Genomic DNA, 23969 nt, shown 5'->3' with positions numbered 1-23969 from the left:
ACCCGGACGAGCGGTCGTGCGGATCGGGCCGGGGCTTGTGCACTTCTTCCACGCCGAGGCGACCGATTCCTTCAAGCCGCAACGCCTTCACGAAGGCTCCGCCTCGTCCCGCTCTGCGGGTGGCTTAGGAGCGGCAAAGCGGCTTTACGTCAAGGAGAGCGGAGCAGACTTCAGCCGGCGGAGTTTTCGCTGCCGATATCCGTAGCGGGAGCTAGCAGCCGCAGCAAAAAGTTTGGCCAGATCGCGAACTTACGGGCGGCGATTGCGTTTTACAACGACGTTGGGCGCATCTTATAAAAGAGCAAACCGACAACGCCCTTTTTACAGAGGCTGGGAGGACAGATCATGGAATGGAAAGGCCGCCGCCAATCCGAAAACATCGAAGACCAGCGCGGCGCGAGCCCGGGTGGCGGCAATCCGTTCGGGCGCGGCGGTGGTTTCCGCATGCCGGGCGGCGGAGGCGGTATGCGGCGCGCTGGCGGCGGCATGAGCTTCGGAACGATCATCTTCCTCGTCATCCTCTACTTTATCCTCAAGGCCATGGGCATCGACATGCTGCAGGTGCTGGAAGGTGGCGGCGGTCAGGTACAGTTGCCCGGTTTCGAGCAGAGTGACGGCTCGCCGGCACCGCGCGGTTCGGCCCAGGAAGAGGAAATGAAATCTTTCATGGCGACCGTGCTCGCCGAGACCGAGGATACCTGGAACGGCATTTTCCAGGCGAGCGGCAAACAGTACGAAGAGCCCAAGATGGTGCTCTTCCGCGGCCAGGTGCGCTCCGCCTGCGGCTTCGCGTCCGCCGCCTCCGGACCGTTCTATTGCCCGGGAGACCACAAGGTCTATCTCGACATGAGCTTCTTCGATGAACTCGCCCAGAAGTTCGATGCATCCGGCGACTTCGCCCAGGCCTATGTGGTTGCGCACGAGGTCGGCCACCACGTCCAGAACCTGATCGGCGTCTTGCCGAAATTCAACCAGATGCGCCAGTCGATGAGCGAAACCGAAGCCAATCAGATGTCGGTGCGTGTCGAACTGCAGGCCGATTGTTTCGCCGGCGTCTGGGGCAAATTTACCGAGCAGAAGGGCCTGCTCTCGCAAGGCGACCTCGAAGAGGCGCTGAACGCCGCCACCCAGATCGGCGACGACACGCTGCAGAAGCGGATGCAGGGCTACGTCGTTCCGGAGAGTTTCAACCACGGCACCTCCGAACAGCGCATGCGCTGGTTCAAGCGTGGCTTCGACAGCGGCAAGATGTCGGCCTGCGATACTTTCTCGGGCGCCGTCTAGCCGCTTCTATACAAGAAAACCGTCAGGGCCGGCACGATTGCCGGCCCTTTCGTTTGTCGGGTCAGCGTTCGCTGTCCATATGGGCGAGTTGGGCCTCGGGATAGCGGGCGCCCGCGGCGGCATCTTTCGGAACCGCCTGTTCGATCACCGCCAGATCGCCGGCACTGAGATCGACATCGCGCGACGCGAGGGCTTCCGCCAAGCGGTCGCGCCGGCGTCCACCGATCAACGGCACGATGTCCTTGCCCTGGGCGGCTACCCAGGCAATCGCGATCTGCGCCACCGAAACGCCCTTCTCTTCAGCGACCTGCCTCAGCGCTTCGACGAGGGCGAGGTTCTTGTCGATGTTGCCCTCCTGGAACCGCGGGCTCATGGCGCGGAAATCGCCCTTGCCAGCCGCGCCTTTCTGCCAGTGGCCACTGATCAGGCCGCGCGACAGCACGCCATAGGCGGTGACGCCGATACCGAGAGCGCGGCAGGTCGGCAGGATCTCGCTCTCTATGCCGCGTGAAATCAGCGAATACTCGATCTGCAGATCCGAGATCGGGTGGACGGCAGCGGCGCGGCGGATGGTCTCGGGCCCAACCTCGGAGAGGCCGATATGGCGGACATATCCACCCTTCACCATGTCAGCGATCGCACCAATGGTATCTTCGATCGGAACGTCGGGATCGAGCCTTGAGGGACGATAGATGTCGATATGATCGACGCCAAGCCGCTGCAGCGTATAGGCGAGAAAGTTGCGAACCGCCTTCGGCCGGCCATCATAGCCAGCCCAGTTGCCCGCAGCATCGCGCAATGCGCCGAACTTCACACTCAACAGCGCCTTGTCGCGCCTACCGCCCTTCAGCGCCTCGCCGATCAGCATCTCGTTGTGGCCCATACCATAGAAGTCACCGGTATCGAGCAGCGTGATGCCGGCCTCCAGCGCGGCGTGGATGGTGGCGATGCTTTCGGCACGGTCGGCCGGGCCGTACATGCCGGACATGCCCATGCAGCCGAGTCCGAGCGCCGACACCGAGGGGCCGGTCTTTCCGAGTGAAACGTAATCCATTCTCGTTCTCCTTCGACATGGCCGAAATCCGCCGGCCGTTGATCGGTCTCTTGTTTACTTCCTTTGGCGTCGTGCGATAATCCGACCTCAATCGAACGACTTGTACGAAATTCCGCACAATGAACGACCTGCCGCTTGCAGATCTCGATGCCTTTACCGCCGTTGCCGCGACGCGCAGCTTCCGCGCCGCTGCCAAGAAGCGCGGCGTTTCCGCGTCGTCGCTGAGCGAGGCGCTGCGACGGCTCGAAGCCAAGCTGCAAGTGCGCCTGCTCAACCGCACGACCCGCAGCGTGACACTGACGGAGGCGGGCATGCGGTTGCTGGATCGGCTGACGCCGGCGCTCGGCGAGATTGCCGGCGCGCTCGATCAGGTCAACGAGATGCGCGACAGTCCGGCGGGAACGCTGAAACTGAATGTCCCGACCATCGTTGCCCGCGAAATCCTACCACCGATCGTCGGCCGCTTCCTCAGCAAGCATCCGGCAATCTCCTTGGAAGTGACGGCGGAAGATGGGTTCGTCGACGTTCTGGCGGCGGGTTTCGACGCTGGCGTTCGCTATGAGGAACGGGTCGAGCGCGACATGATCGCCATACCGATCGGGCCGAGCCGGCAACGCTACGTCACCGCGGCGGCACCGGATTATCTCGCCAGGCACGGCGTGCCCCAACATCCACGCGATCTGCTTGACCATGGCTGTATTCGCCACCGTTTCGCCAGCGGCATTTCTCTTCCCTGGGAGTTCGGTGAAGGGGAGGCGGCGCTGACGATCGCGCCTCCTGCCGTCGTGACCGCCAATACGATCGACCTCGAACTCGGCGCTGCCCTTGACGGGCTTGGCATCATCCGGACCTTCGAGGAGTTCGTCGCCCCGGCCATCGCGGCAGGACGGCTCCGGCCCATTCTTGAAGACTGGACGACGAGTTTTTCCGGACCGTTTCTCTACTATGCGAGCCGCAGGCATATGCCGACGCCGCTGCGCGCCTTCGTGGATTTCTTGAAGCTTGAACAGCGGCGCGACAACGGGTGAAGGCAGATGCACGTCACCCGTCACATCAACCATTGCGATAGTCCCATCAGATAATTTGAGACGTTCACGGATTGTTTCGCGCGAAATGATCCGTTACACCTAAATTGGTAGCGTTGTTCACGTTCTGTCCCGCATCCCGGGGCAGGCCGCTCGGGGGAGGGATCGCATGCGCGACGAGAAGTTTGTGCGACGCGGCCTGTTCCTCGTCTTCCTCATCCTGTTCCTGGATATCATCGGCATTGCGATCATCGTTCCAGTGCTGCCGACCTATCTGGAGGAACTGACCGGCTCCGATATCAGCGAAGCGGCAATCGACGGTGGTTGGCTGCTGCTCGTTTATGCGGCGATGCAGTTTCTCTTCGCGCCGCTGATCGGCAACCTCAGCGACCGATTCGGCCGCCGTCCGGTGCTGCTCGCATCGGTCTTCACCTTCGCACTCGACAATCTGATCTGTGCGCTCGCCACCAGCTATTGGATGCTGTTCATCGGCCGTGTGCTCGCCGGCATCAGCGGTGCAAGTTTCGGCACCGCATCGGCCTATATCGCCGACATCAGCCATGACGGAAACCGCGCCAAGAATTTTGGGCTGATCGGCATCGCCTTCGGGACCGGCTTCGCCCTCGGCCCGGTGCTTGGCGGTCTGCTCGGCGAATTGGGGCCACGCGTGCCGTTCTACGGTGCCGCGGCGCTCTCCTTCGTCAATTTCATTCTCGGCGTATTTCTGCTGCCCGAGACGCTGGATCGCGCCAATCGCCGTCGCTTCGAGTGGAAGCGCGCCAATCCGCTCGGCGCCCTCAAGCAGATGCGCAACTACCCAGGCATCGGCTGGGTTGGGCTCGTCTTCTTTCTCTTCTGGCTCGCCCACTCCGTCTATCCGGCGGTCTGGTCCTTCGTATCCAACTACCGCTATGGCTGGAGCGAGGGGCAGATCGGGCTATCTCTCGGTATCTTCGGCATCGGCGGCGCGTTCGTCATGGCCATCATACTGCCGCGCGTCGTGCCACGGCTTGGCGAGTGGCGGACGGCGGTGCTGGGACTGACCTTCACCACCCTTGGCGCCATTGGCTATGCCGGTGCCTGGCAGGGGTGGATGATCTACGCGGTGATCATCGCAACCGCGCTCGAAAGCCTCGCAGATCCGCCCTTGCGCAGTATCGCTGCCGCCCACGTGCCGCCATCGGCACAGGGAGAGCTTCAGGGCGCGCTGACCAGCATCGGCAGCATCACCACGATCATCGGCCCGCTGATCTTCACCCAGGCTTTCGGCTATTTCACCAGCCCTAGCGCTCCCGTTGCCTTCGCCGGTGCGCCCTATGCGCTCGCGAGTTGCTTCCTCGTCGGCGCGCTCGTCGTGTTCCTGTTGAAGATACCCAGAAGCAGGGCGGTCGGACCGCAAGGGCTGGAGGAGGCTATCGAGCCGGCTGCGGCTGCGGTTGCAGCAGCGGAAGAGGCTGAAGGGATCGAACAGCCACGAATGCACGGAAATTGATCAATTTTCGTGATCTATCGATGAAAGTTTGAGCAACCTCGCCCTTGCGGCTGGCTCTTTGCCCGGGGGTATTCTATCTCCGGTTTTCCTCCCTCCGACCTTTAGTTGCGGCCGAGGCCGCATCGACCGCCAGGAATCTGCCATGCTGACCGCGAATGCGAGCCCGAAGCCGTTGACGACCGACAACTCCTGGCGGATGCATTATCGCGCGAGCTTCTATCTCGGCGTGCCCTTTATCGGCGCCCAGCTCGCCCAGCTCGCGATCAACACGACGGACGTCCTGATGGTGGGCAAGCTCGGCGCCACCGAACTCGCGGCAATCATTCTCGCGACGCAGATGTATTTCACCGTCTATGTTTTCGGGAACGGCTTTGCCAACGCGGTGGTTCCGATGGCAGCGCAGGCCGTTGGTCGAGGCGACAAGGTTTCGGTACGCCGCTCCGTGCGCATGGGCATGTGGGTCGTGCTGCTCTACGGGGTGCTGACGGCGCCAGTGCTCTGGATGGCCGAACCGATCCTGCTTTTCGCCGGTCAGCAACCCGAGGTCGCAGCCCTTGCGGGGGAATACATCCGCATCGCCCAGTGGGCGATCTTTCCCGGCCTGATTTTCATGGTGCTCAGAGCCTTCTTGAGCGGCCTCGAGCGGGCAGGGATCATTCTCTATGTGACGCTGGCGACGCTCGTGCTCAATGCCGCTCTTTGTTACGTGCTGATCTTCGGCCATTTCGGCTTCCCGCAGCTCGGCATCTTCGGGGCGGCGGTGGCCGCTCTTGGCGTTGCGTTGCTCGGCGCGGCGCTGACGATCGGCTACATCAAGAGCAAGCCTGAGCTCAACCAGTACGAACTGTTCGTCCGATTCTGGCGGCCTGACTGGACGGCGTTCTGGGAGGTCGTGTCTCTCGGCATTCCGATCTCGCTGACGATCCTTGCCGAAGTGAGCCTCTTCACCGTCGCTTCGCTGCTGATGGGCACGATCGGCACGATTGAACTTGCCGCGCACGGCATCGCCCTGCAGTTCGCCTCACTCGCCTTCATGATCCCGCTCGGGCTCGCGCAAGCCGCCACGGTGCGTGTCGGCCTTGCCTACGGCCGAAACGACATGCTGGGCGTCCGGCGCGCGGCGGTTGCATCACTCGTGCTCGGTGCGGGCTTTGCCGTCGTCGGGAGCGCGATCTTTGCCCTGTTCCCGAGCCATCTCGCCGCCCTTTATCTCGACACCAACCGCCCGGATGCCGCGGCAGTACTGGCCTTCGCCGCGCCGCTCATCGTCATTGCCGGCGCCTTCCAGCTCGTCGACGGCATGCAGGCGATCGCCGCCGGCATGCTGCGCGGGTTGAAGGACACCAAGGTGCCGATGCTGCTGGCGTTGATCTCCTATTGGCCGATCGGCTTCGTCTGCGCCTGGGCCTTCGCCTTTCCGTTCAATTTCGGTGGCATGGGCGTCTGGTTCGGCTTCGTCCTCGGGCTCGCGGCAGCCGCCGTGCTTTTGAACTGGCGCTTCTTCCGGATGATCGGCGCGATTTCGACCACGCCCCCGAGACAGACCGCGATTTAGCGATAGGCTCCAGGCTACGGGCAAAGAAAAAGCCGGACGGGCAGGGGATGCCGTCCGGCTTACAATGGCGACCGCCTCAGGGGAAGGGAACGGCGTCGCCTACTACCAAGCTTCGATTACGAAGCCTCGAAACCGCTAGACGTTGAAACCGTCAAGCCGCTCCGAACCCTGGCGATCGCGCTGGAGGTCGCGTATCGTTCGGGCAAAATCGATCAAAAAAACGAAACTGATGACCGCTGCCGCGATCATGAACAGGGTGGCCATGACGCCCTCCATCAACGGAAGATCTTCTGGGTCACGAATTGCTCGCGCCGGGCACGGGACTCATTGCGAAGTCCATGTATCGTCGCAAACAGCATCGCGAAAAACATCGCCATCGAAAACAGAGCAAGTCCCATAGCCGTAATCCTTTCGCATCCTAAACGGCAGTACGTTCGAAAAGTTCCGTTGTTTACTGCGCTACACTAGCGTTCTGCGTGTGAAGCACCGTTGAACATGGCATTCATTTAGCATTCATTCTTTCTGTCCCGCTGTTTCCCAGGGAACAGCTCTAGCCATCGGCACAACTCTTGCGATCCGTCGCCGTCCGTGACAAAAGGCTTCACCAAACGGAAACAGGTGCGATGACCACGGCATTTTATCCCGGCTCCTTCGATCCGATGACGAACGGCCACCTCGACGTACTCGTGCAGGCGCTGAACGTGGCGGCGAAGGTCATCGTCGCAATCGGCATCCACCCGGGGAAGGCGCCGCTTTTTACCTTTGATGAACGCGCCGAACTCATCCGTCGCTCGCTTCAGGAATTCCTGCCCGACCGGGCCGGCGATATCGACGTCGTCGCCTTCGACAATCTGGTCGTCGACGCGGCACGCGCGCGCGGCGCGAAACTGCTTGTGCGCGGGCTTCGCGACGGCACGGACCTCGACTACGAAATGCAGATGGCCGGCATGAACCGGCAGATGGCCCCCGACATCCAGACGCTATTCTTGCCCGCAGGCACGGCGTCGCGGCCCATTACGGCCACATTGGTCCGCCAGATCGCGGCCATGGGCGGTGACGTCAGCGCCTTCGTGCCCGCGGCAGTTTACCAAGCACTGCAGGCCAAACGCCGCGCTTGAGGCGCGGCCCTCTTTACACCACGCAGGGAGAAACCATGAAAATCCTCCACCTCGCTTTTGCCGGCGCCCTTGCGCTTGCCTCCTGGACGGGAACGGCGATCGCGCAATCGGCCGACAACTTCATCACGATCACGCTCAAGGATGGGCCGGTCGTCGTTGAACTGCGTCCGGACATTGCCCCGAAGCATGTCGAGCAGATCAAGGCGCTTGCCGCCGCCGGCGAGTATGACAACGTTGCCTTCCACCGCGTGATCAAGGGCTTCATGGCCCAGACCGGCGACGTGCAGTATGGCGATATGGAAAACGGCTACCAGCCACAGGCTGCCGGCACCGGCGGCTCGTCGAAGCCGGATCTGCCGGCCGAGTTCTCCGACGTTCCGTTCGAACGCGGCACGGTCGGCATGGCGCGCTCGCAGGATCCGAACAGCGCCAACTCGCAGTTCTTCATCATGTTCGCACCGGGCGACTTCCTGAACGGCCAATACACGGTCGTCGGCAAGGTCGTTTCGGGTATGGAGAACGTCGACAAGATCAAGCTCGGCGACGATGCCAACAACGGCTCCGTCACCGATCCCGACCGCATGATCAGCGTCAAGGTCGGCAAGTAAAGTCAACAGAAGGAGAAAACCCATGGCCGAGATCAAGGATCCGGAAAACACGATCATCATGGAGACCACCAAGGGCAAGATCGTCATCGAGCTTCTGCCTGACGTCGCTCCGGGTCATGTCGCCCGCATCAAGGAACTGGCTCGCGAAGGTGCCTATGACGGCGTGGTATTCCACCGCGTGATCGAGGACTTCATGGCGCAGACCGGCGACGTTCAGTACGGCAAGACCGGCGGCGAGCACTTCAACCCGGCGCGTGCCGGCATGGGCGGCTCCTCCAAGCCGGATCTGAAGGCCGAATTCTCGAACGTCAGCCACGTTCGCGGCACCTGCTCGATGGCCCGCAGCCAGATGCCGAACTCGGCAAACTCGCAGTTCTTCATCTGCTTCACCGATGCCCCCTGGCTCAACAAGCAGTACTCCGTTTGGGGCCAGGTCATCGAAGGCATGGACAATGTCGACAAGATCAAGCGCGGCGAACCCGTGCGCGATCCCGACTCGATCGTCACGATGCGGGTTGCCGCAGACGCCTGATTTGCGCTAATGCACGGACCCGCCCCGGTCGCCAACTGCGCCGGGGCGGGTTTGCTTTTGTCTGAAGATAACAATGCGCGTAGACCTGTTCGACTTCGACCTTCCGGAAACCTCGATTGCGCTTCGGCCCGCAAGCCCGCGCGACAGCGCCCGCATGCTTGTCGTTCGCCCTGATGGCGCGGAAGTTCTGTCCAACAAAGGTGTGCTCGATCTGCCGTCGTTCCTCAGGGAAGGCGACGCACTGGTCTTCAACGACACCAAGGTGATTCCGGCGCAACTGGAAGGCATCCGCCGCCGCGGCGAGGAGATCACCACACCGGTTTCGCTGACGCTGCACATGCGCACGGCACCCGATTGCTGGAAGGCTTTTGCCCGCCCGGCGCGGCGCCTCAAGGTCGGCGACCGCATCGCCTTCGGCCATGGCGGTTCGAGTTGCCTGCTGGGCACACTCGACGCGACGGTCGAGGAAAAGGGCGATGCCGGCGAGGTGACGCTGCGCTTCGACCTCTCGGGCCCGTCGCTCGACGAGGCGATCATGGCGGTCGGCCACATTCCCCTGCCGCCCTACATCGCCTCCAAGCGCGCCGAGGACGCCCAGGATCGCGCCGATTACCAGACGATGTATGCCCGGGAGGAGGGCGCCGTAGCCGCGCCCACCGCCGGACTGCACTTCACCGACCGTCTCTTCACCAAGCTCGACGAGGCCGGCATCGAACGGCATTTTGTGACGCTGCATGTCGGGGCGGGCACGTTCCTGCCGGTCAAGGCCGACGACACCGACGACCATGTGATGCACCAGGAGATCGGCCACGTCGACGCCCGCACCGCCGAGCGGCTGAACGCCGTGAAGGCGAGGGGTGGCCGCATCGTCTGCGTCGGCACGACTTCGCTCCGGCTGATCGAAAGCGCGACCTCGGCAGAGGGTATCGTCAAGCCGTGGTCCGGGCCGACCGGCATCTTCATCACGCCCGGCTACCGCTTTCGCGCCGTCGACATGCTGATGACCAATTTCCATCTGCCGAAATCGACGCTGTTCATGCTGGTTTCGGCCTTCTCAGGCCTGGAAACTATGCGCGCGGCTTACGCACATGCGATCGAAACCGGCTACCGCTTCTATTCCTATGGCGACGCCAGCCTGCTTTTCCGGAAAGACTAGATGACCGAGACCTTCCAGTTCAAGCTTCACAAGACCGACGGCAAGGCCCGTCGCGGCGAAGTGTCCATGCCGCGCGGCACGATCCGCACGCCGGCCTTCATGCCGGTTGGCACGGTCGGCACGGTCAAGGCGATGTATCTCGACCAAGTGAAGGATCTCGGCGCCGACATCATTCTCGGCAATACCTACCACCTGATGCTACGCCCCGGCGCCGAGCGCGTCGCACGGCTCGGCGGTCTGCACGGCCTGATCCGTTGGCAGGGACCGATCCTCACAGACAGCGGCGGCTTCCAGGTCATGTCGCTTGCGGGCCTTCGCAAGCTCGACGAGCAGGGCGTCACTTTCAAGAGCCATGTCGACGGCGCGCTCTTCCACATGTCGCCGGAACGCTCGATCGAGATCCAGGGCCTGCTCGACAGCGATATCCAGATGCAGCTCGACGAATGCGTGGCGCTGCCGGCCGAGCCCAAGGAAATCGAGCGCGCGATGGAAATGTCGCTGCGCTGGGCAGAGCGTTGCAAGGTGGCCTTCGGCGACCAGCCAGGCAAGGCGATGTTCGGTATCGTGCAGGGCGGCGACATTCCAAAGCTGCGCGAACGCTCGGCCGAGGCGCTGAAGGGGCTCGATCTCAAGGGCTACGCTGTCGGCGGTCTGGCCGTCGGCGAGCCGCAGGAAGTGATGCTGCGCATGCTCGACATTACCTGCCCGATCATGCCGGTGGACAAGCCGCGTTACCTCATGGGGGTCGGCACGCCCGATGATATCCTGCGGTCGGTGGCCGAGGGCATCGACATGTTCGACTGCGTGATGCCGACCCGCTCGGGGCGCCATGGCCTCGCGTTCACGCGTCATGGCCGCATCAACCTGCGCAATGCGCGGCACGCCGAAGACATGCGCCCACTCGACGAAGAATCCTCGTGCCCGGCGGCGCGCGACTATTCGCGCGCCTATCTGCATCACTTGATCCGTTCGAACGAGTCGCTCGGCGGCATGCTCTTGAGCTGGAATAACCTGGCCTATTACCAGGAGCTCATGGCCGGCATCCGTCTGGCGATCGACGAAGGTCGCTTCGCCGACTTCATGGCGGAAACCCAGGAAACCTGGCGGCGAGGGGACCTTCCGCCGGTCTGACGGTTGGAGGACGCTTGGCGCTTTGTGCAGGGCCTAGATCGCCGGCCCCGGTGCTGCCTGCAGCATCATGACGCCGTTGATCTTGTAGCTCCCGTCCGGTTGCTTCACCAGTTGGTAGATTGCCGTCCAGTCCTTGCCATCAGGGGCCGAGATCAACACCTCCTGCAGGACCTGATCGCCAACGACCTTCGACCGGCCAAAGGCGAAATTGCCGGGCCGATAGACGGGCCGGTAGCCGCGTTTGACCATGTCGAAAAAGGCGGCCTTGTCCGGAAACTTGCCGCGGATCTCGGGTGAGGCGAAGGAATAGGCGGTTTCTGCATCATCATGCAGAAAGGCCGCGATCTGCTCCTGAATGATCGCGCGTGCGGTATCGACAGGTTCATCGGCGCGAGAGGCACATGCAGTGAAAAGTTGGGTCGTCAGTCCGAGGGCAATGGCAAAGGTCCTGAACATCGCGTTCTCTCCATCCAAGCCAGCTAAGATGAGCATAGGATGGCCGAGCGCTTTGGAAATGGTCGTGCCCGCCAGGCATGCGCCATTCAATCCAAATTCCGTTCGGTATTTACAATGAAAATCAATTGATTAAAAAGCATTTCGAATAATATACTTTATATATCATAAGTTGGTGATATGCAGCATTGGCTGATCGGGCAGGGCTGCCCGATCACCAAAATGGCGTTGGAAGTGGCGCAAGCTTTAAGGCCTCAGGTCGTCGGCTTCTGCACTATGCTGCCGATATCGGCGGGTCTTGCGGAAGTCGATGCCGTTTTCATAGCGGCGCGCCGCAATGGCTGGCGTGAACACGCTGTGCGTCACACCCGGTGGCCATGCGGTTTCCTTCTATCGCGCTCTCGGCTTTCAGCATGCGGGAAAGGTGGCGACTGAGTTCGGGTCTGCTGAGCGCCTCACCAAGAAACTGGAATGACAGCAACGCAGAGCAGCCCGCCGCCAGGCATTCTGCAAACCACCGGCGAGGGTGGCGTTCGCGCTTTTCAGAATCAGGAAACTCGGATTCTATCCGCGATGGGTCGGAAACTGATGGAGCCTGAATTGCTTCTTGTCCTCATCGTTGGTCTTGTTGCCGGGGTCATTAGTGGCATCATCGGGACGGGATCCTCGATCATGCTTTTGCCAATCTTGACGTACGTCTATGGCCCGAAGGAAGCGATCCCGATCGTGGCGGTGGCGGCGGTGATGGCAAATGTCTCGCGCATTCTTGTATGGTCGCGCTCCGTCGATTGGCGCGCGGTTGCGGCCTATGCAGCAACCGGGATACCGGCGGCGGCATTGGGCGCGCGGACCATGCTTGTTCTGCCTCCACACGTGGTGGATGCAACCATTGGAATTTTCTTCCTGGCCATGATCCCGATGCGTCGACGGTGTGCCGCATATTTGCGGCAACTGAGCTTGCGGCACCTGGCCTTTGCCGGAGCCATCATCGGCTTCCTGACGGGTATCGTTGTTTCTACCGGCCCCATATCCGTTCCGGTGTTCCTGGGGTATGGATTGACGAAGGGGAGCTTCATTGGCACCGAAGCCGCAGCCTCGCTGACGATCTACATCACCAAGACGCTCACATTCCAGAGTTTCGGCGCGCTGCCGTTTGCCACGCTGGCAAAGGGATTGACGGTCGGCGGATCGTTGATGGTTGGTTCGCTGCTGGCCAAGCCGTTTCTTCTTCGCCTCACACCTGAAACGTTCAGGCACGTTATGGACGCGCTTTTGCTTGGCACGGGCGCAAGCCTGCTATGGGGCGCCGCAAGCTGAAATCTCCCAGGTCAGCAAAACCCCGGGGAGAGTGACATTCCAACTTTGCAGGATCAGGACACTTTAACTTTGCGGCTACACACACACAATGATCACATAAGATAGATTATGGAACTATCGGATATGCCGGAAAACATGGATTGCGGCTGATCCTTGCCTTGCCGCGCTTGACCCGGCCTTTCCGGCCTGCTTAGCGTTCCAGCACCGAAGCACCACTTTCAAGGCCAGATGTGATGAGCGAATTGCGCGTTCTTTCAGATGCTTTCATTCCAGAACTGCCAAACCGCTACAAAGGCAAGGTTCGCGAAAACTACGATCTGCCCGATGGCAACCGTATCATCATCGCCACGGATCGGCTGAGCGCCTTCGACGTCATCCTGACCTCGATCCCGAACAAAGGTCACGTGCTGACGCAGACCGCGCGCTACTGGTTCGAGGAAACCGCCGACATTTGCCCTAACCATGTGGTCAGCTATCCGGACCCCAATGTCGTCATCGGCAAGCGGCTCGACATTCTGCCGGTTGAGGTCGTCGTGCGCGGTTATCTTGCCGGCACCACCAGCACCTCGATCCTGACCAAGTACCGCAATGGCGAACGTGAGATGTACGGCATCACCTTGCCGGACGGCATGCGCGACAACGAGAAGCTGCCGCAGCCGATCATCACGCCCACCAGCAAGGCTTTCGACGGCGGTCACGACGAGCCGCTATCGGCCGAAGCGATCCTCGAGCAAGGACTGCTGACGAAAGAGCAGCTGGATACGGTCTGGCAATATGCGCTGGCTCTGTTTGCCCGTGGCCAGCAGCGCGCCGCCGAACGTGGCCTGATCCTCGTTGACACCAAATACGAGTTCGGTACCGACGAAAACGGCACGATCATTCTTGCCGACGAGATCCATACGCCCGATAGCAGCCGCTATTGGATCGCCGACAGCTACCAGCAGAGCTTCGAACGCGGCGAGCGCCCGAAAAGCTTCGACAAGGATTTCGTGCGCGCCTGGGTCACCGCGCGCTGCGACCCTTACAAGGATCCGATCCCAGAAATTCCAGTCGATCTCATCGAGCAGACATCTGCGGTCTATATCGAGGCTTTCGAGACGATCACCGGTCAGCGCTTTGTCCCGGACCTTTCAGGCGCATCGGTTCTGGAGCGTATCCGCACCAATCTGGCGCCCTATTTCTCCAAGTGAATCCGTATATTAGATAAGAATGCTAATCTGATTTACGCGTCACCAGACGTCGGATCGCCGACGTCGAATTCGAGCCGCATCATGTCGTAGGCTGGCTCGATATGATCGGGCGTTTCGCCCTGAACCGTGTCGTAATCCAGCGGCACATGCATGTGCGTCAGTACCGCCCGCTTCGGCTGCAGTCTGGCGATCCAGCCGAGCGACTGCACTAGCGACAGATGGCTCGGGTGGAACTTATACTGCAGGGTGTCGAGAACCAGCAGATCGAGACCGTCGAGCTTGGCGACGGTTTCGGCGGGAAAGTCGCTGACATCGCTGCAATATGCAAAGTCGCCGACTCGGAACCCGAGCGAATGGATGTTGCCGTGAAACTGCATCAGCGGCCGGAACGGGATCGGCCCGCCGGCACCGTTGATCACCACAGGCGATAGATCGTCGGGAATGATCCGCGGCTCGACGATCGGTGGGTAACCGCTGCCGGGCGGTGATTCCAGGCAATAGCCGAATCCCTCGCGGATTCGCCCCATCGTATAGGCATCGGCCCAGATCGGCACCCGCCTCCGGTTTTCAATGACATAACCGCGCAGATCGTCGATGCCATGCAGATGATCGGCATGGGAATGGGTGTAGAGCACCGCATCGATGTGGTGCACCCCTGCTGCAACCATCTGCGCGCGAAAATCCGGACCAGTGTCGATGACGACGGTCGTCTTGCCACCATCGGGCGCGGTCTGCTCGACCAGCAAAGCGGCGCGCATGCGCCGGTTCTTCGGATTGTCCGGATTGCAGGCGCCCCAGTCACCGGTGATGCGCGGCACGCCCGGCGACGAGCCGCAGCCGAGAATGGTGAAGGCGCGCCGGAACGCCACGTCAGACCCTCGGCATCTTGGAGAAGATGCGGAAGGCGTTTTCCGTGGTGATCCTAGCGATCTCCTCGTTGCTCACACCGATCGTTTCGGCGAGCACGGCAGCCGTATGGGCGACATAGGCCGGCTCGTTGCGCTTGCCGCGGAACGGCTTCGGCGCGAGATAAGGCGCGTCGGTCTCGACGATCATCCGGTCGTGCGGCACGGTCTTGGCGATCTCGCGCAACTCTTCGGATTTCGGAAAGGTCAGGATGCCCGAGAAGGAGACGTAGCCGCCGAGCTCGACGCCGATACGCGCGAGGTCAGGGCCGGACGAGAAGCAGTGCAGAAGGAAAGGGAAGGCCCCCTTCCCTGTTTCCTCGGTCAGGATCGCCGCCATGTCTTCGTCGGCCGAGCGGCTATGAATGACGAGCGGCAAACCGGTTTCGCGCGCTGCGGCAATGTGCCGGCGCAGGCCTTCGACCTGGGCGTCACGCGGAGCGTTGTCATAGAAATAGTCGAGACCCGCCTCGCCAATCGCGACCACCTTCGGATGCACCGACAGCCGGACAAGATCTTCAGTCGTGATGTCCAGTTCCTCATCCGCATTGTGCGGATGCGTGCCGACGGAACAGAAGACATTCGGATAGGCCTCAGCGATCGCAAGGATCGTCTCGAACCGCTTCACGCGGGTCGAGATCGTGATCATCTGCTCGACACCCGCCTCATGCGCCCGCGCGACGATGGCGTCACGCTCCGCTTCGAAATCGGGAAAATCCAGATGGCAATGGGTATCGATCAGCATGCTCAAAGTGCCTTATTGCGCTTCCGGTGCAATGTAGCGCGGGAACACCGGCTTCGGCGCTTCAAGCGGCGTGCCCGACACGAGACGTCCCGCCTCGCCGAGGGCTGCGAAGTCGCGCTTGTCGGCGGGCGCCGCCACCAGGTCGAGCAGCTTTGCCGACGAGTCCGGCATGAAGGGCTGCAAGAGGATGGCGATCTGGCGCACCACTTCCGCCGTTACATAGAGCACGGTTCCCATGCGGGCCGGATCGGTCTTCTTCAGGGCCCAGGGCTCCTGGCCGGCGAAGTAGCGGTCCGTCTCGGAGACGACGGCGATGATCGCGGCCAGCGCCCGGTGGATCATCTGCTTGCCCATCTCGTCGCGCGTGATCTCGTGCAGCGCATCTGCGGCCGCCAGCATCGCCTTGTCCTCGTCGGTCAGGGTACCGCAGACCGGGACCTGGCCGTCGCAATTCTTGACAATCATCGACAGCGAGCGGCTCGCCAGGTTGCCGATGCCGTTGGCGAGATCGGAGTTGATGCGGGTCGCGATCCCCTCCTCGCTGTAGCTGCCGTCCTGACCGAAGGAGACTTCGCGCAGGAAGAAGTAGCGGATCTGATCCAGACCGAAATGCTCGACCAGATTGAACGGATCGACGACGTTGCCAAGCGACTTCGACATCTTCTCGCCCTTGTTGAGCAGGAAGCCATGGGCAAAGACGCGCTTGGGCAGCGGCAGGCCGGCCGATATCAGGAAAGCCGGCCAATAGACTGCGTGGAAGCGGATGATGTCCTTGCCGATCACATGGATGTTGGCTGGCCAGAACTTGGCGCGTGGACCCTTGGGATCGTCGAGATAGCCGGTCGCGGTGATGTAGTTCGTCAGCGCGTCGACCCAGACATACATCACGTGCGCCGGGTCGTTCGGAACCTTGATGCCCCAGTCGAAGGTGGTGCGCGAAACCGAGAGATCCTTGAGGCCCGATTTCACGAACGAAATCACCTCGTTGCGGCGTTCGGCCGGACCGATGAAATCAGGATTTTCCTCATAGTGCTTCAGGAGCTTGTCCTGATAGGCGGAGAGGCGGAAGAAGTAGCTCTGCTCCTCGACCCATTCGACGGGCGTTCCCTGCGGGCCGTAGCGGACGCCATCGTCGCGCAGTTCGGTCTCGTTCTCCTGGTAGTAGGCTTCGTCCCGCACAGAGTACCAGCCGGCGTAGGAATCCTTGTAGAGGTCGCCCGCCTCGCCCATGCGAATCCAGATGTCCTGCGACGCATCGTGATGGCGCTTCTCGGTCGTGCGGATGAAGTCGTCGTTGGACGCATTCAATAGCACGGCCATCTTCTGGAATTCCGCGGAGTTGCGGTCGGCCAGTTCCTGCGGAGTCACGCCTTCCTTGCGTGCCGTCTGCTGCATCTTCTGGCCGTGCTCGTCGGTGCCGGTCAGGAAGAACACGTCACGTCCATCTAGGCGCTGGTAGCGCGCCATGGCATCCGTCGCGATCAACTCATAGGCGTGGCCGATATGCGGCCGGCCGTTCGGGTAGGAAATCGCGGTGGTGATGTAGAAAGGGGACGTGTCTCTCATAGGCGGATTCGATCTATCTCGGATTAAGCTACGCACGCTCTTAGCGCATACGCCGCAAGGAAGAAACATGCGATCCGCGAAAAGCCCGGTCGGAGAGGTCGCCGCTGGCGCTGCCAGCCTTGCATAATCCGCATGCGCGACCTAGAACAAAACAGAAACAAACGAAAGAGGGTGAATCATGCTGGAGCGACTTGGCAGCCAATTTGAAACCGCCTCCGCCGGCTATGCCGGCGCGCACGGAATCGAGCGCGACCCCGACTGGTTCATCCTGAAGATGCAGGAGGAATTGGGGGAGCTGACGCAGGTCTGGAACAAGCTCAGCGGCCGCGGCCGACGCAACGGGAAATCAACGGACGAACTCAGGTCCCTGATGGCCGACGAGACCGCCGACCTGCTCGGGCATGTGCTGCTTTTCGCCCACCACCACAAGCTCGACCTGCAGGCGGCAATCGAGCGCAAGTGGCGCTTCCAGGCGGCGCTATAGCGCCGCTTTCAAATCGTCGAGCAGCGACAGGATGGTCTGCTTGCGGTCGAGATTGTAGGCGTCGCTGACGGTCAGCCGCTCGGTCACGGAAGCCGAAAGCCGCGCGAAGCGCTCGGCGCGCACGATGTCTCCCGCAATCGCGGCCTCCCGCGCGTCGCGCATGATGCGGTCACTTGCGAGAGCCTGGAAGAATTCGAAGATCGTTTCACTGTCCTTGCCCGAGAGCACGTCGGCCAGCTTGTGCATGTCCTTGCGGACCGCCGGGCCCTGCCCTGCGAGGATTCCTTCGAATGTCGCGGTAATTTCCAGTCCGCCATAATTGATGAGCTTCAGCGCTTCGGCGACGCTGCCATTGGCGGCCGCGACGATGCGCTCGGCGTTCTCGCCTTCGAGATCGAAACCGAGATGCGCCAGAGCCTGACTGAGCGGCGCGACGTCGAGCGGCTTCAGCCGCAGCGGCAGGCAGCGCGAGCGGATCGTCGGCAACAGTTTTCCGGGCGCATGCGTCAGCACCAGGAAGAGCGAGCGGCGCGGCGGCTCCTCGAGGATCTTCAGGATGGCATTGGCCGCATTCCGGTTGAGGTCGTCCGCCGGGTCGATGATGACGATGCGCCAGTTGCCCGTACCTGACGTCTGGCTGAAGAACTTGCCGGCGCGTCGGACCTCGTCAACGGTGATCGCGCCCTTCGCCCTGCCCGTCTTCTCATCGATCGGGCGGCTCAGGTGCAAGAGATTGTGCGAGGCGCCCGAGGCGAGCTGCCGCCCGATGGCGGAAGCCGGATCGGGATCGGAAATCGCTTCAGGCGCTTCCGCGGGTTCCGGATGTTTCAGGATGTGATGCGCAAAGCGAAAGGCAAGCGTCGCCTTACCAATCCCCTCCGGCCCTTCGATCAGGATCGCGTGGTGTCCCTTGCCGGAGCGATAGCTCTGCGCCAGGAAGCTTTCCGCCTGTTCGTGGCCGAACAGTCGATTGTTCTCGGCGGGCGCGATGGCGCCATCCAGGACGCCGCCTCTTTCCGCGCTCATGACACGACTTCCTCGGTCGACGTGTCGGTGCCGTCGCCATGCGGCAGGAGGGCCTCGACGAGGGAAAGCACCTCGGTGGCGATGGCCTCGACAGGCTGCGTCGCATCGACGACCCGGCATCGCTCGGAATCGCGCCTGGCGATATCGAGAAAGGCGTCCCGCCGTTTCTCATGCGTCTCCAGCTGCTCCTTCTCGAAACGATCAGGATTGTCGTCCCCGGCGCGGCGTTGCGCCCGCTCGAGGCCGATGCTCGCCGGCAGATCGAAAATCACGGTCCGATCCGGCACGACACCGTTGATCGCCACACGCTCCAGACTTTCGACGAAGCTTTGCTCCAGGTTGCCGGTGATGCCCTGATAGACGCGCGAAGAATCCATGAAACGGTCGCACAGCACGATCGTACCCTTGTCGAGCGCCGGCCGGATGACCTCTTCGACATGATCGCTCCGGGCCGCTGCAAAGAGGATCGCCTCCATCCTGACCCCGAAGGCCTCCGCGGCTCCCGAAAGAAGCACGTGGCGCACCGCTTCGGCGCCGGCTGAACCGCCAGGCTCGCGTGTCGTCAGCACCTCGTAGCCGCGCCCGCGCAGGGATTCGGCAAGAAGACGAAGCTGCGTCGACTTGCCGGCACCTTCCCCACCTTCGAATGTTACGAACAGACCTTTTTTCAGCGACACCATGCGTTCCCATATCGGCATGCGACCCAGGTCACGATGATTTCAGGTCGAATCGACCTGAAATCATCGTGACCTGTTCTAATAAGCTAGAGCGGAACGCGGGCGGAAAACCGCGCACACTTTCCTCATTCCGCTCTGGCCCTGTTTAACCGATTGGTCCGCCGTGTGAAACCGTCAGGTGGCGATGAATTGGCAGGAACCGCCCTCGCCGCAACCAGGTGCGGCTAAATCCAGAAAAACAGCAGTTCCTGCAGCGCATCGAGAGCACGGCTGGTCAGCGTGCCCTGCCCGACGGCGTTGGCGGTCTTGACCGGCACTTCGCGCAGCAGCTTCTCGCCGTTCCACAATTTGACGACGCCGACTTCCGTCCCCGCAGTCACCGGCGCCCGCAAGGGCCACTTATAGACGATCCGCGCCGTCAGCCGTTCCGGATTGTCGACCGGCAAAAGCACGTCGACCGGACCGCCGGCAACCAAGGCGACGTGGGCGGCATCGCCGCCATAGACGGCCGCTTCGCCAATCGCCTCCCCGTCGGCAAAAATCCGCTTCTTCTCGAAGGCGGTCATTGCCCAATCGAGCACCTTGCGGCTCTCCTCGATGCGCTCCTTGTCGGTTTCGAGACCGCCCATGGCGAGATAGACCCGGCGGTCGCCGCGCTGCAGCGAAGCGGCCAGGGAGAAACCGAAGCCTTCGGCAAAGCCGGTCGCCAGGCCGTCCACACCGATATTGGCCGCGATCAGCGGGTTCTTATTGCGTTGCAGGATCTTGTTCCATTCGAACTCCGGCTGCGAATAGAGCCTGTAGAGATCGGGATGTGCCTCGTGGAGGTGCCGAATGAGCGTTACCAGTTCGCTCATCGTGATCTGGTTGCCGGGATCCGGGAGCCCAGTGGCATTGCGGAACGTCGCAACCGGCATGCCAAGCTCGCGCGCGCGCGCCGTCATCCGCTCGGCAAAAGCGCCCTCATTCCCGGTCATGCCTTCAGCAAGGATAATGCAGGCATCGTTGGCAAGCTGGACCGCCACACCCTGCAGGAGGTCGGCGACGCGGATGCGGGATTTCAATGCGGCAAACATCGTCGAGGTGCCGGCGGGCGCACCGCCGGTGCGCCAGGCGTGCTCGGACACCTCGAAGGTGGTTTCGGCGGAAAGCTCGCCCTTGCCGAGAGCCTCGGCCACGACCTCCATCGTCATCAATTTGGCGAGCGATGCAGGCGGTATCGGTTGATTTTCGGCGCGTGAGAAAAGCACGGTGCCGGTTTCGGCATCGACAAGCAGGATCTGCTTTGCCTTGGTATCGAAAGCGGGCGCCGGTGTCTGCGCGAATACGGCGCCTGTAAACAGCGCAACGCCGAAAAACACCGCCGAAAACATCTTCATGCGCATGGGAAACTCCGGTTTCCCCTTGGGCATAGCAGCGTGGTCATTTTGGCACAACGCCGCCTGCGGTTAACGGACAGAACCGCTTGCTTTCTGGCGCTTGGCGTAATCGACAATCACTTGGGGGGTAAGCTGCTTCCGGTCGACCATAATCGCTTCAAACGGCGATTCGGCGTCGCTGACGCGGACTTCGACGTAAGCTGCAGCATAGGCCATGTTGCCATCGGGCATCGGGATGAACTCGGGCCGCTCACGCGGGATCGGGCCGATTTCCGGCAGCATCACGAACTCGTTCAGCGATTGCGGCTGGGCGAACTGCGGCACGGGAGCTGCGAGCGCCGTCATCGGTTCGCCAACATCGAGCGAGGCCTGTGCGGGGACGGTGATCGTGCCAAGGCTCTGTTTGCGGAACGGCTCGTTGGAGGCGACCATTACGCCGGTCGCGATCTGGCCTTCCGGCATCACGCTCGGGCCACGTTCGCCCTTCTGAACGTAGGACGCCATCAGATAGGGCATGTCGTTGCCTTCAAGCGGCGCGCGGCCGACATATTGCACGCGCACCTGCGCGCTGCCCTTGCGCTTGATATCGAGCATGTCGGCCGTCTTCGAGGAAACGTCGATGATCCGGCCGAATTCATAGGGGCCGCGATCGTTGACGCGCACAATGACGGACGTACCGTTTTCCATGTTGGTGACGCGCGCGTAGCTCGGCAGCGGGAACGTCGGATGGGCGGCCGACAGATGGGCCTTGTCATAGACCTCGCCGTTGGCGGTCAGGCGACCATGAAAGGCCGAGCCGTACCAGGAAGCCGTACCGGTCTTGTTGTAGCCGAAGTCTTCCCTCGGCTGATACCACTTGCCCTTGACCTGATAGGCCTTGCCGACCTGATAGCGTCCGCCGCCCTTGGGGATGTTGTTACCGGTGGCAACGCGCGGGCTCGCCTTCACGCCGTAAACGGATTCGGCGAAGTATTCCTTGCTCCGCGGCTTCTTTTTGATGCTCGACGTGGATCCGCAGGCCGCGAGCGTTACGCACAGCGCAGGAATTGCCGCAAGGCGCAGTCCCTTGACCAGATATGCCGCATTTTTACTGGATGTCATCTGTCCCACAACATCGATCGAATAAGCCGTACTCGAAACCTTCCGCTCGTGCCCCCAGCGGAAATCTCGGCGTCCCGAAACGGAACAGTCGATTAAACATGACAGCAACAAGGCGAAAATGCGAACTCATCCACAGATCAGCGCCGGATTTCATGCGTTATGGTTTACAGATGGTTACCGGCGGAGCGTGCCCGCGCACTCCAGTCCGGCCATCGAGAAAATCTTTCAGCGACGCATGTTAAATCTTGCAAAGCGACAGGGCTTCGCGCAATAACGCCGTGCCCGGTAAGCAGTTGACTGCGACTTCAGGCAAGGACAGGTGGCCGAGTGGTTTAAGGCTCTGGTCTTGAAAACCAGCGTACGGGAAACCGTACCGTGGGTTCGAATCCCACCCTGTCCGCCATTTTCCCAAGGAATATAGTCCGACGATGGACCGCCATCCCTGGCGGTGCTTCACTTTAATGAGCGTACGTCGGCAGGCGTCAGCGCCGTCTGGTTCGCCTCGGGCAGACGACGACTGGGCCCTCCGCCCTTCACGCAAGCCGCGGGTTAGAGGCTGAACGGATCACGCGCTGAGCGTTTCTCGCTCGGCGCGTTGAACGGATCGGACTTCTTCTCCTTGGATTTGCGGCCCTCGTCGGCGATGATCTCATCCACGGCCCGCTGGCATTTCAGGAGTTCTTCCGCCGCCGGGCCGGTGCCGCGCAAACTGAGGTTTGCGACAACGCGATCGTCAAAGGCGATCGCCAACGTCCTTTTGCGCACGAACCCCGTCAGGAATTCCGCATCGGTGACGTTCACGAAGAGGAACTTGCCGCTCTCGTCGCCGGCGGCGGTCGCCGCCGCACTCCAGGGATCGCTCTTGTCGAAGCGGAACGTCAGGTCATAGTCCTTGCCGACCTCGAGCGACTTCCAGTCGTCGCTGGCGAAACTCATGTAGAGCGGCGATTCGGAGCCCTTGGGATAGAACCCCAGGCGCAGCCTGATTCCGCCTTCGAACATCGACGTGATGAAACACGAGCCTTCCATCGACGTGTCGGAAGCAACGGTCCAGCGCCGACTTCCTTCCATTTGATGATCTCGGAGTCCTCAGCCACGGCCGGTCCCGTGGCCATCAGACAGCTCACCAATCCGAACAGCAATCTACGCATGCAAATCCCCCGTTTGCCCGCATTTTGATAGGTCGCCGCGTGACTGTCGAGGGTGGGTAACCCGCACCCATGCAAAATCTTAGGAATATTCACCTCCCAGCGGAACGACGCTCACGCCAAGATCACATGGCAAAGGGATCTTTCGACGACTTGGTCTGGCCGCCGCCAGCAAAGGGGTCATTGTTTGGCGCATTCCCGCCAGCGCCCGCAAACGGATCGGCGGCCGCCCCCTGCCCGCCGTTTGGCATCAACGCAATCACCGCCTCCTGGCATTTGAACATCTCGCTGACGGCCTTCATCGAATCGCGCAGGCTGAGGCTCGCCACCACGCGCCCTTCGAACGCCAGCGCCAGCGTGTTCTTGCGCACGAATTCGGTGAAGAAGTCGGTGTTGGAGAAGTTGACGACCAGAGCCTTCGAGCCTGTGAGGTCCACGCCGAACGCGACAGCCGGCCACTGGCGGCCACGGTCGAGCTGCAAGGCGACGTCATACTCCCTCTGCGGCTCGATCGATTTCCAGTTGGCATTGCCGATCGAAAGAAACGCCAGGTTCGCCGATCCTCTCGGATAAAAGCCGATTCGAAGGATCATTCCGCCGTCGTAGCTCGTCGCCGCATAGCACGAGCCGCCCAAGGACGGATCGGAGCCCACCGTCCAGGCATTGATCTCCTTCCAGATATTCGAACGCCCTTCTTCAGCAGCGGCCGCTCCCGCCGCCACCAACAGACAGAGAACCGCCAACGACAATCTACGCATGCAACCACCCCATTTTTCCCGCAACCTGTCGAGACGTGCGGCATCTTCACAACACGGATTTGTGCACGCCGGCAGCGAGGCCGCGACTTGGCGCAACCCAAGCGATTGCAGCGCGGACGGCGCGCCAGGCTGAGGCGGCTTCGCCGCTGCGTGCCCCTGGCGCAAAACGGCCACAGCCTGCACTCAAAGAGCTGTTGAACACATGACAGTGATCGCCAAGCTTGCTGGACTTCGGAACGAAAGCGCGGTTCACATCGTTAACCGC

Annotated in this window: 25 protein-coding genes and 1 tRNA gene; 14 read left to right on the top strand and 12 right to left on the bottom strand. The window is 61.7% G+C overall.

All coding sequences use genetic code 11. From position 1 onward, the window contains the following. Positions 1-345: 345 nt before the first annotated feature. The gene (ypfJ, locus tag ACTJKE_RS15425) at positions 346-1284 is read left to right on the top strand and encodes a KPN_02809 family neutral zinc metallopeptidase (RefSeq protein WP_093235850.1); all 939 of its coding nucleotides are present in this window, start codon (positions 346-348) and stop codon (positions 1282-1284) included. Between the two features lie 61 nt (positions 1285-1345). On the opposite strand, the gene ACTJKE_RS15420 is transcribed toward ypfJ, so the two are convergent. Further along, positions 1346-2338 carry an aldo/keto reductase gene (locus ACTJKE_RS15420; RefSeq protein WP_440691947.1) on the bottom strand — a complete coding sequence of 331 codons (993 nt, stop codon included), beginning with the start codon at positions 2336-2338 and terminating at the stop codon, positions 1346-1348. A gap of 119 nt (positions 2339-2457) precedes the next feature. Here ACTJKE_RS15420 and ACTJKE_RS15415 point away from each other — a divergent pair, with 119 nt between their 5' ends. The 3 genes from ACTJKE_RS15415 to ACTJKE_RS15405 all read left to right on the top strand — a co-directional run bounded on the left by ACTJKE_RS15415 (position 2458) and on the right by ACTJKE_RS15405 (position 6410). After that, positions 2458-3366 carry a LysR family transcriptional regulator gene (locus ACTJKE_RS15415; RefSeq protein ID WP_057250302.1) on the top strand — a complete coding sequence of 303 codons (909 nt, stop codon included), beginning with the start codon at positions 2458-2460 and terminating at the stop codon, positions 3364-3366. Between the two features lie 166 nt (positions 3367-3532). Beyond that, positions 3533-4855 (top strand): TCR/Tet family MFS transporter, encoded by a 1323-nt coding sequence (locus ACTJKE_RS15410; protein WP_440638690.1) that lies wholly within the window; start codon positions 3533-3535, stop codon positions 4853-4855. A 142-nt stretch (positions 4856-4997) separates the two neighbouring features. After that, a complete protein-coding gene (locus ACTJKE_RS15405) occupies positions 4998-6410 on the top strand; it encodes an MATE family efflux transporter (protein ID WP_110878586.1) in 1413 nt (470 codons plus the stop codon). Positions 6411-6545: 135 nt separating this feature from the next. On the opposite strand, the gene ACTJKE_RS15400 is transcribed toward ACTJKE_RS15405, so the two are convergent. After that, on the bottom strand, positions 6546-6674 hold the full coding sequence (locus tag ACTJKE_RS15400; RefSeq protein ID WP_255571450.1) for a hypothetical protein: 129 nt from the start codon (positions 6672-6674) through the stop codon (positions 6546-6548). Between the two features lie 359 nt (positions 6675-7033). Here ACTJKE_RS15400 and coaD point away from each other — a divergent pair, with 359 nt between their 5' ends. From coaD to tgt, 5 genes are all read left to right on the top strand, one after another. Next, positions 7034-7528, top strand: coding sequence for a pantetheine-phosphate adenylyltransferase (gene coaD, locus ACTJKE_RS15395; protein ID WP_057250308.1), 495 nt, complete (start codon positions 7034-7036; stop codon positions 7526-7528). 35 nt (positions 7529-7563) lie between these two features. Next, on the top strand, positions 7564-8136 hold the full coding sequence (locus ACTJKE_RS15390; protein ID WP_058328208.1) for a peptidylprolyl isomerase: 573 nt from the start codon (positions 7564-7566) through the stop codon (positions 8134-8136). Positions 8137-8158: 22 nt separating this feature from the next. After that, entirely contained in the window at positions 8159-8668 is a 510-nt protein-coding gene (locus tag ACTJKE_RS15385) for a peptidylprolyl isomerase (RefSeq protein ID WP_057250311.1), read from the top strand. A gap of 73 nt (positions 8669-8741) precedes the next feature. Beyond that, positions 8742-9824 (top strand): tRNA preQ1(34) S-adenosylmethionine ribosyltransferase-isomerase QueA, encoded by a 1083-nt coding sequence (gene queA / locus ACTJKE_RS15380; protein WP_440638686.1) that lies wholly within the window; start codon positions 8742-8744, stop codon positions 9822-9824. Continuing rightward, the gene (tgt, locus tag ACTJKE_RS15375; protein ID WP_057250314.1) at positions 9825-10955 is read left to right on the top strand and encodes a tRNA guanosine(34) transglycosylase Tgt; all 1131 of its coding nucleotides are present in this window, start codon (positions 9825-9827) and stop codon (positions 10953-10955) included. It abuts the gene before it with no gap. A 33-nt stretch (positions 10956-10988) separates the two neighbouring features. On the opposite strand, the gene ACTJKE_RS15370 is transcribed toward tgt, so the two are convergent. Continuing rightward, complete coding sequence (locus tag ACTJKE_RS15370; protein WP_112996164.1) at positions 10989-11411, bottom strand: DUF4864 domain-containing protein; 423 nt, start codon at positions 11409-11411, stop codon at positions 10989-10991. Between the two features lie 334 nt (positions 11412-11745). On the opposite strand from ACTJKE_RS15370, the gene ACTJKE_RS15365 reads away from it, so the two are divergent. The 3 genes from ACTJKE_RS15365 to ACTJKE_RS15355 all read left to right on the top strand — a co-directional run bounded on the left by ACTJKE_RS15365 (position 11746) and on the right by ACTJKE_RS15355 (position 13915). Beyond that, on the top strand, positions 11746-11883 hold the full coding sequence (locus ACTJKE_RS15365; RefSeq protein WP_162728119.1) for a hypothetical protein: 138 nt from the start codon (positions 11746-11748) through the stop codon (positions 11881-11883). A gap of 113 nt (positions 11884-11996) precedes the next feature. Beyond that, positions 11997-12725 (top strand): sulfite exporter TauE/SafE family protein, encoded by a 729-nt coding sequence (locus ACTJKE_RS15360; protein WP_440638702.1) that lies wholly within the window; start codon positions 11997-11999, stop codon positions 12723-12725. A 242-nt stretch (positions 12726-12967) separates the two neighbouring features. Next, positions 12968-13915 (top strand): phosphoribosylaminoimidazolesuccinocarboxamide synthase, encoded by a 948-nt coding sequence (locus ACTJKE_RS15355; RefSeq protein WP_057256106.1) that lies wholly within the window; start codon positions 12968-12970, stop codon positions 13913-13915. A gap of 32 nt (positions 13916-13947) precedes the next feature. Here ACTJKE_RS15355 and ACTJKE_RS15350 read toward each other — a convergent pair whose 3' ends face one another. From ACTJKE_RS15350 to metG, 3 genes are read right to left on the bottom strand one after another with little or no spacing between them, the layout of a single operon-like run. Then, a complete protein-coding gene (locus ACTJKE_RS15350) occupies positions 13948-14784 on the bottom strand; it encodes an MBL fold metallo-hydrolase (protein ID WP_057256049.1) in 837 nt (278 codons plus the stop codon). A 1-nt stretch (position 14785) separates the two neighbouring features. Then, on the bottom strand, positions 14786-15565 hold the full coding sequence (locus ACTJKE_RS15345; protein ID WP_058328207.1) for a TatD family hydrolase: 780 nt from the start codon (positions 15563-15565) through the stop codon (positions 14786-14788). 12 nt (positions 15566-15577) lie between these two features. Beyond that, complete coding sequence (metG, locus tag ACTJKE_RS15340) at positions 15578-17131, bottom strand: methionine--tRNA ligase (RefSeq protein WP_057256045.1); 1554 nt, start codon at positions 17129-17131, stop codon at positions 15578-15580. A 178-nt stretch (positions 17132-17309) separates the two neighbouring features. On the opposite strand from metG, the gene ACTJKE_RS15335 reads away from it, so the two are divergent. Next, positions 17310-17615 (top strand): hypothetical protein, encoded by a 306-nt coding sequence (locus tag ACTJKE_RS15335; RefSeq protein ID WP_057256043.1) that lies wholly within the window; start codon positions 17310-17312, stop codon positions 17613-17615. On the opposite strand, the gene ACTJKE_RS15330 is transcribed toward ACTJKE_RS15335, so the two are convergent. The 4 genes from ACTJKE_RS15330 to ACTJKE_RS15315 all read right to left on the bottom strand — a co-directional run bounded on the left by ACTJKE_RS15330 (position 17610) and on the right by ACTJKE_RS15315 (position 21798). Continuing rightward, a complete protein-coding gene (locus tag ACTJKE_RS15330; RefSeq protein WP_440638680.1) occupies positions 17610-18641 on the bottom strand; it encodes a DNA polymerase III subunit delta' in 1032 nt (343 codons plus the stop codon). The genes ACTJKE_RS15335 and ACTJKE_RS15330 overlap by 6 nt on opposite strands. Further along, on the bottom strand, positions 18638-19318 hold the full coding sequence (gene tmk, locus ACTJKE_RS15325) for a dTMP kinase (protein ID WP_373419872.1): 681 nt from the start codon (positions 19316-19318) through the stop codon (positions 18638-18640). The genes ACTJKE_RS15330 and tmk overlap by 4 nt, the downstream gene beginning before the upstream one ends. Before the next feature lie 224 nt (positions 19319-19542). Then, entirely contained in the window at positions 19543-20703 is a 1161-nt protein-coding gene (locus tag ACTJKE_RS15320) for a D-alanyl-D-alanine carboxypeptidase family protein (protein WP_058322492.1), read from the bottom strand. 63 nt (positions 20704-20766) lie between these two features. Next, positions 20767-21798, bottom strand: a complete 1032-nt coding sequence (locus ACTJKE_RS15315) for a septal ring lytic transglycosylase RlpA family protein (RefSeq protein WP_440691946.1) — start codon at positions 21796-21798, stop codon at positions 20767-20769. 313 nt (positions 21799-22111) lie between these two features. On the opposite strand from ACTJKE_RS15315, the gene ACTJKE_RS15310 reads away from it, so the two are divergent. Beyond that, a tRNA-Ser gene (locus ACTJKE_RS15310) sits at positions 22112-22201 on the top strand. 146 nt (positions 22202-22347) lie between these two features. On the opposite strand, the gene ACTJKE_RS15305 is transcribed toward ACTJKE_RS15310, so the two are convergent. Together ACTJKE_RS15305 and ACTJKE_RS15300 are read right to left on the bottom strand one after the other, a co-directional pair. Then, entirely contained in the window at positions 22348-22869 is a 522-nt protein-coding gene (locus tag ACTJKE_RS15305; protein ID WP_112996218.1) for a hypothetical protein, read from the bottom strand. Positions 22870-23071: 202 nt separating this feature from the next. After that, a complete protein-coding gene (locus ACTJKE_RS15300; protein ID WP_440691945.1) occupies positions 23072-23887 on the bottom strand; it encodes a hypothetical protein in 816 nt (271 codons plus the stop codon). Between the last annotated feature and the right edge of the window lie 82 nt (positions 23888-23969).

It is taken from the genome of Ensifer sp. 22521, from assembly GCF_052044795.1.
Classification (GTDB): domain Bacteria; phylum Pseudomonadota; class Alphaproteobacteria; order Rhizobiales; family Rhizobiaceae; genus Ensifer.
Note: the sequence above shows the minus strand (reverse complement) of the source record. Positions and strands in the feature narration are given on the sequence as shown.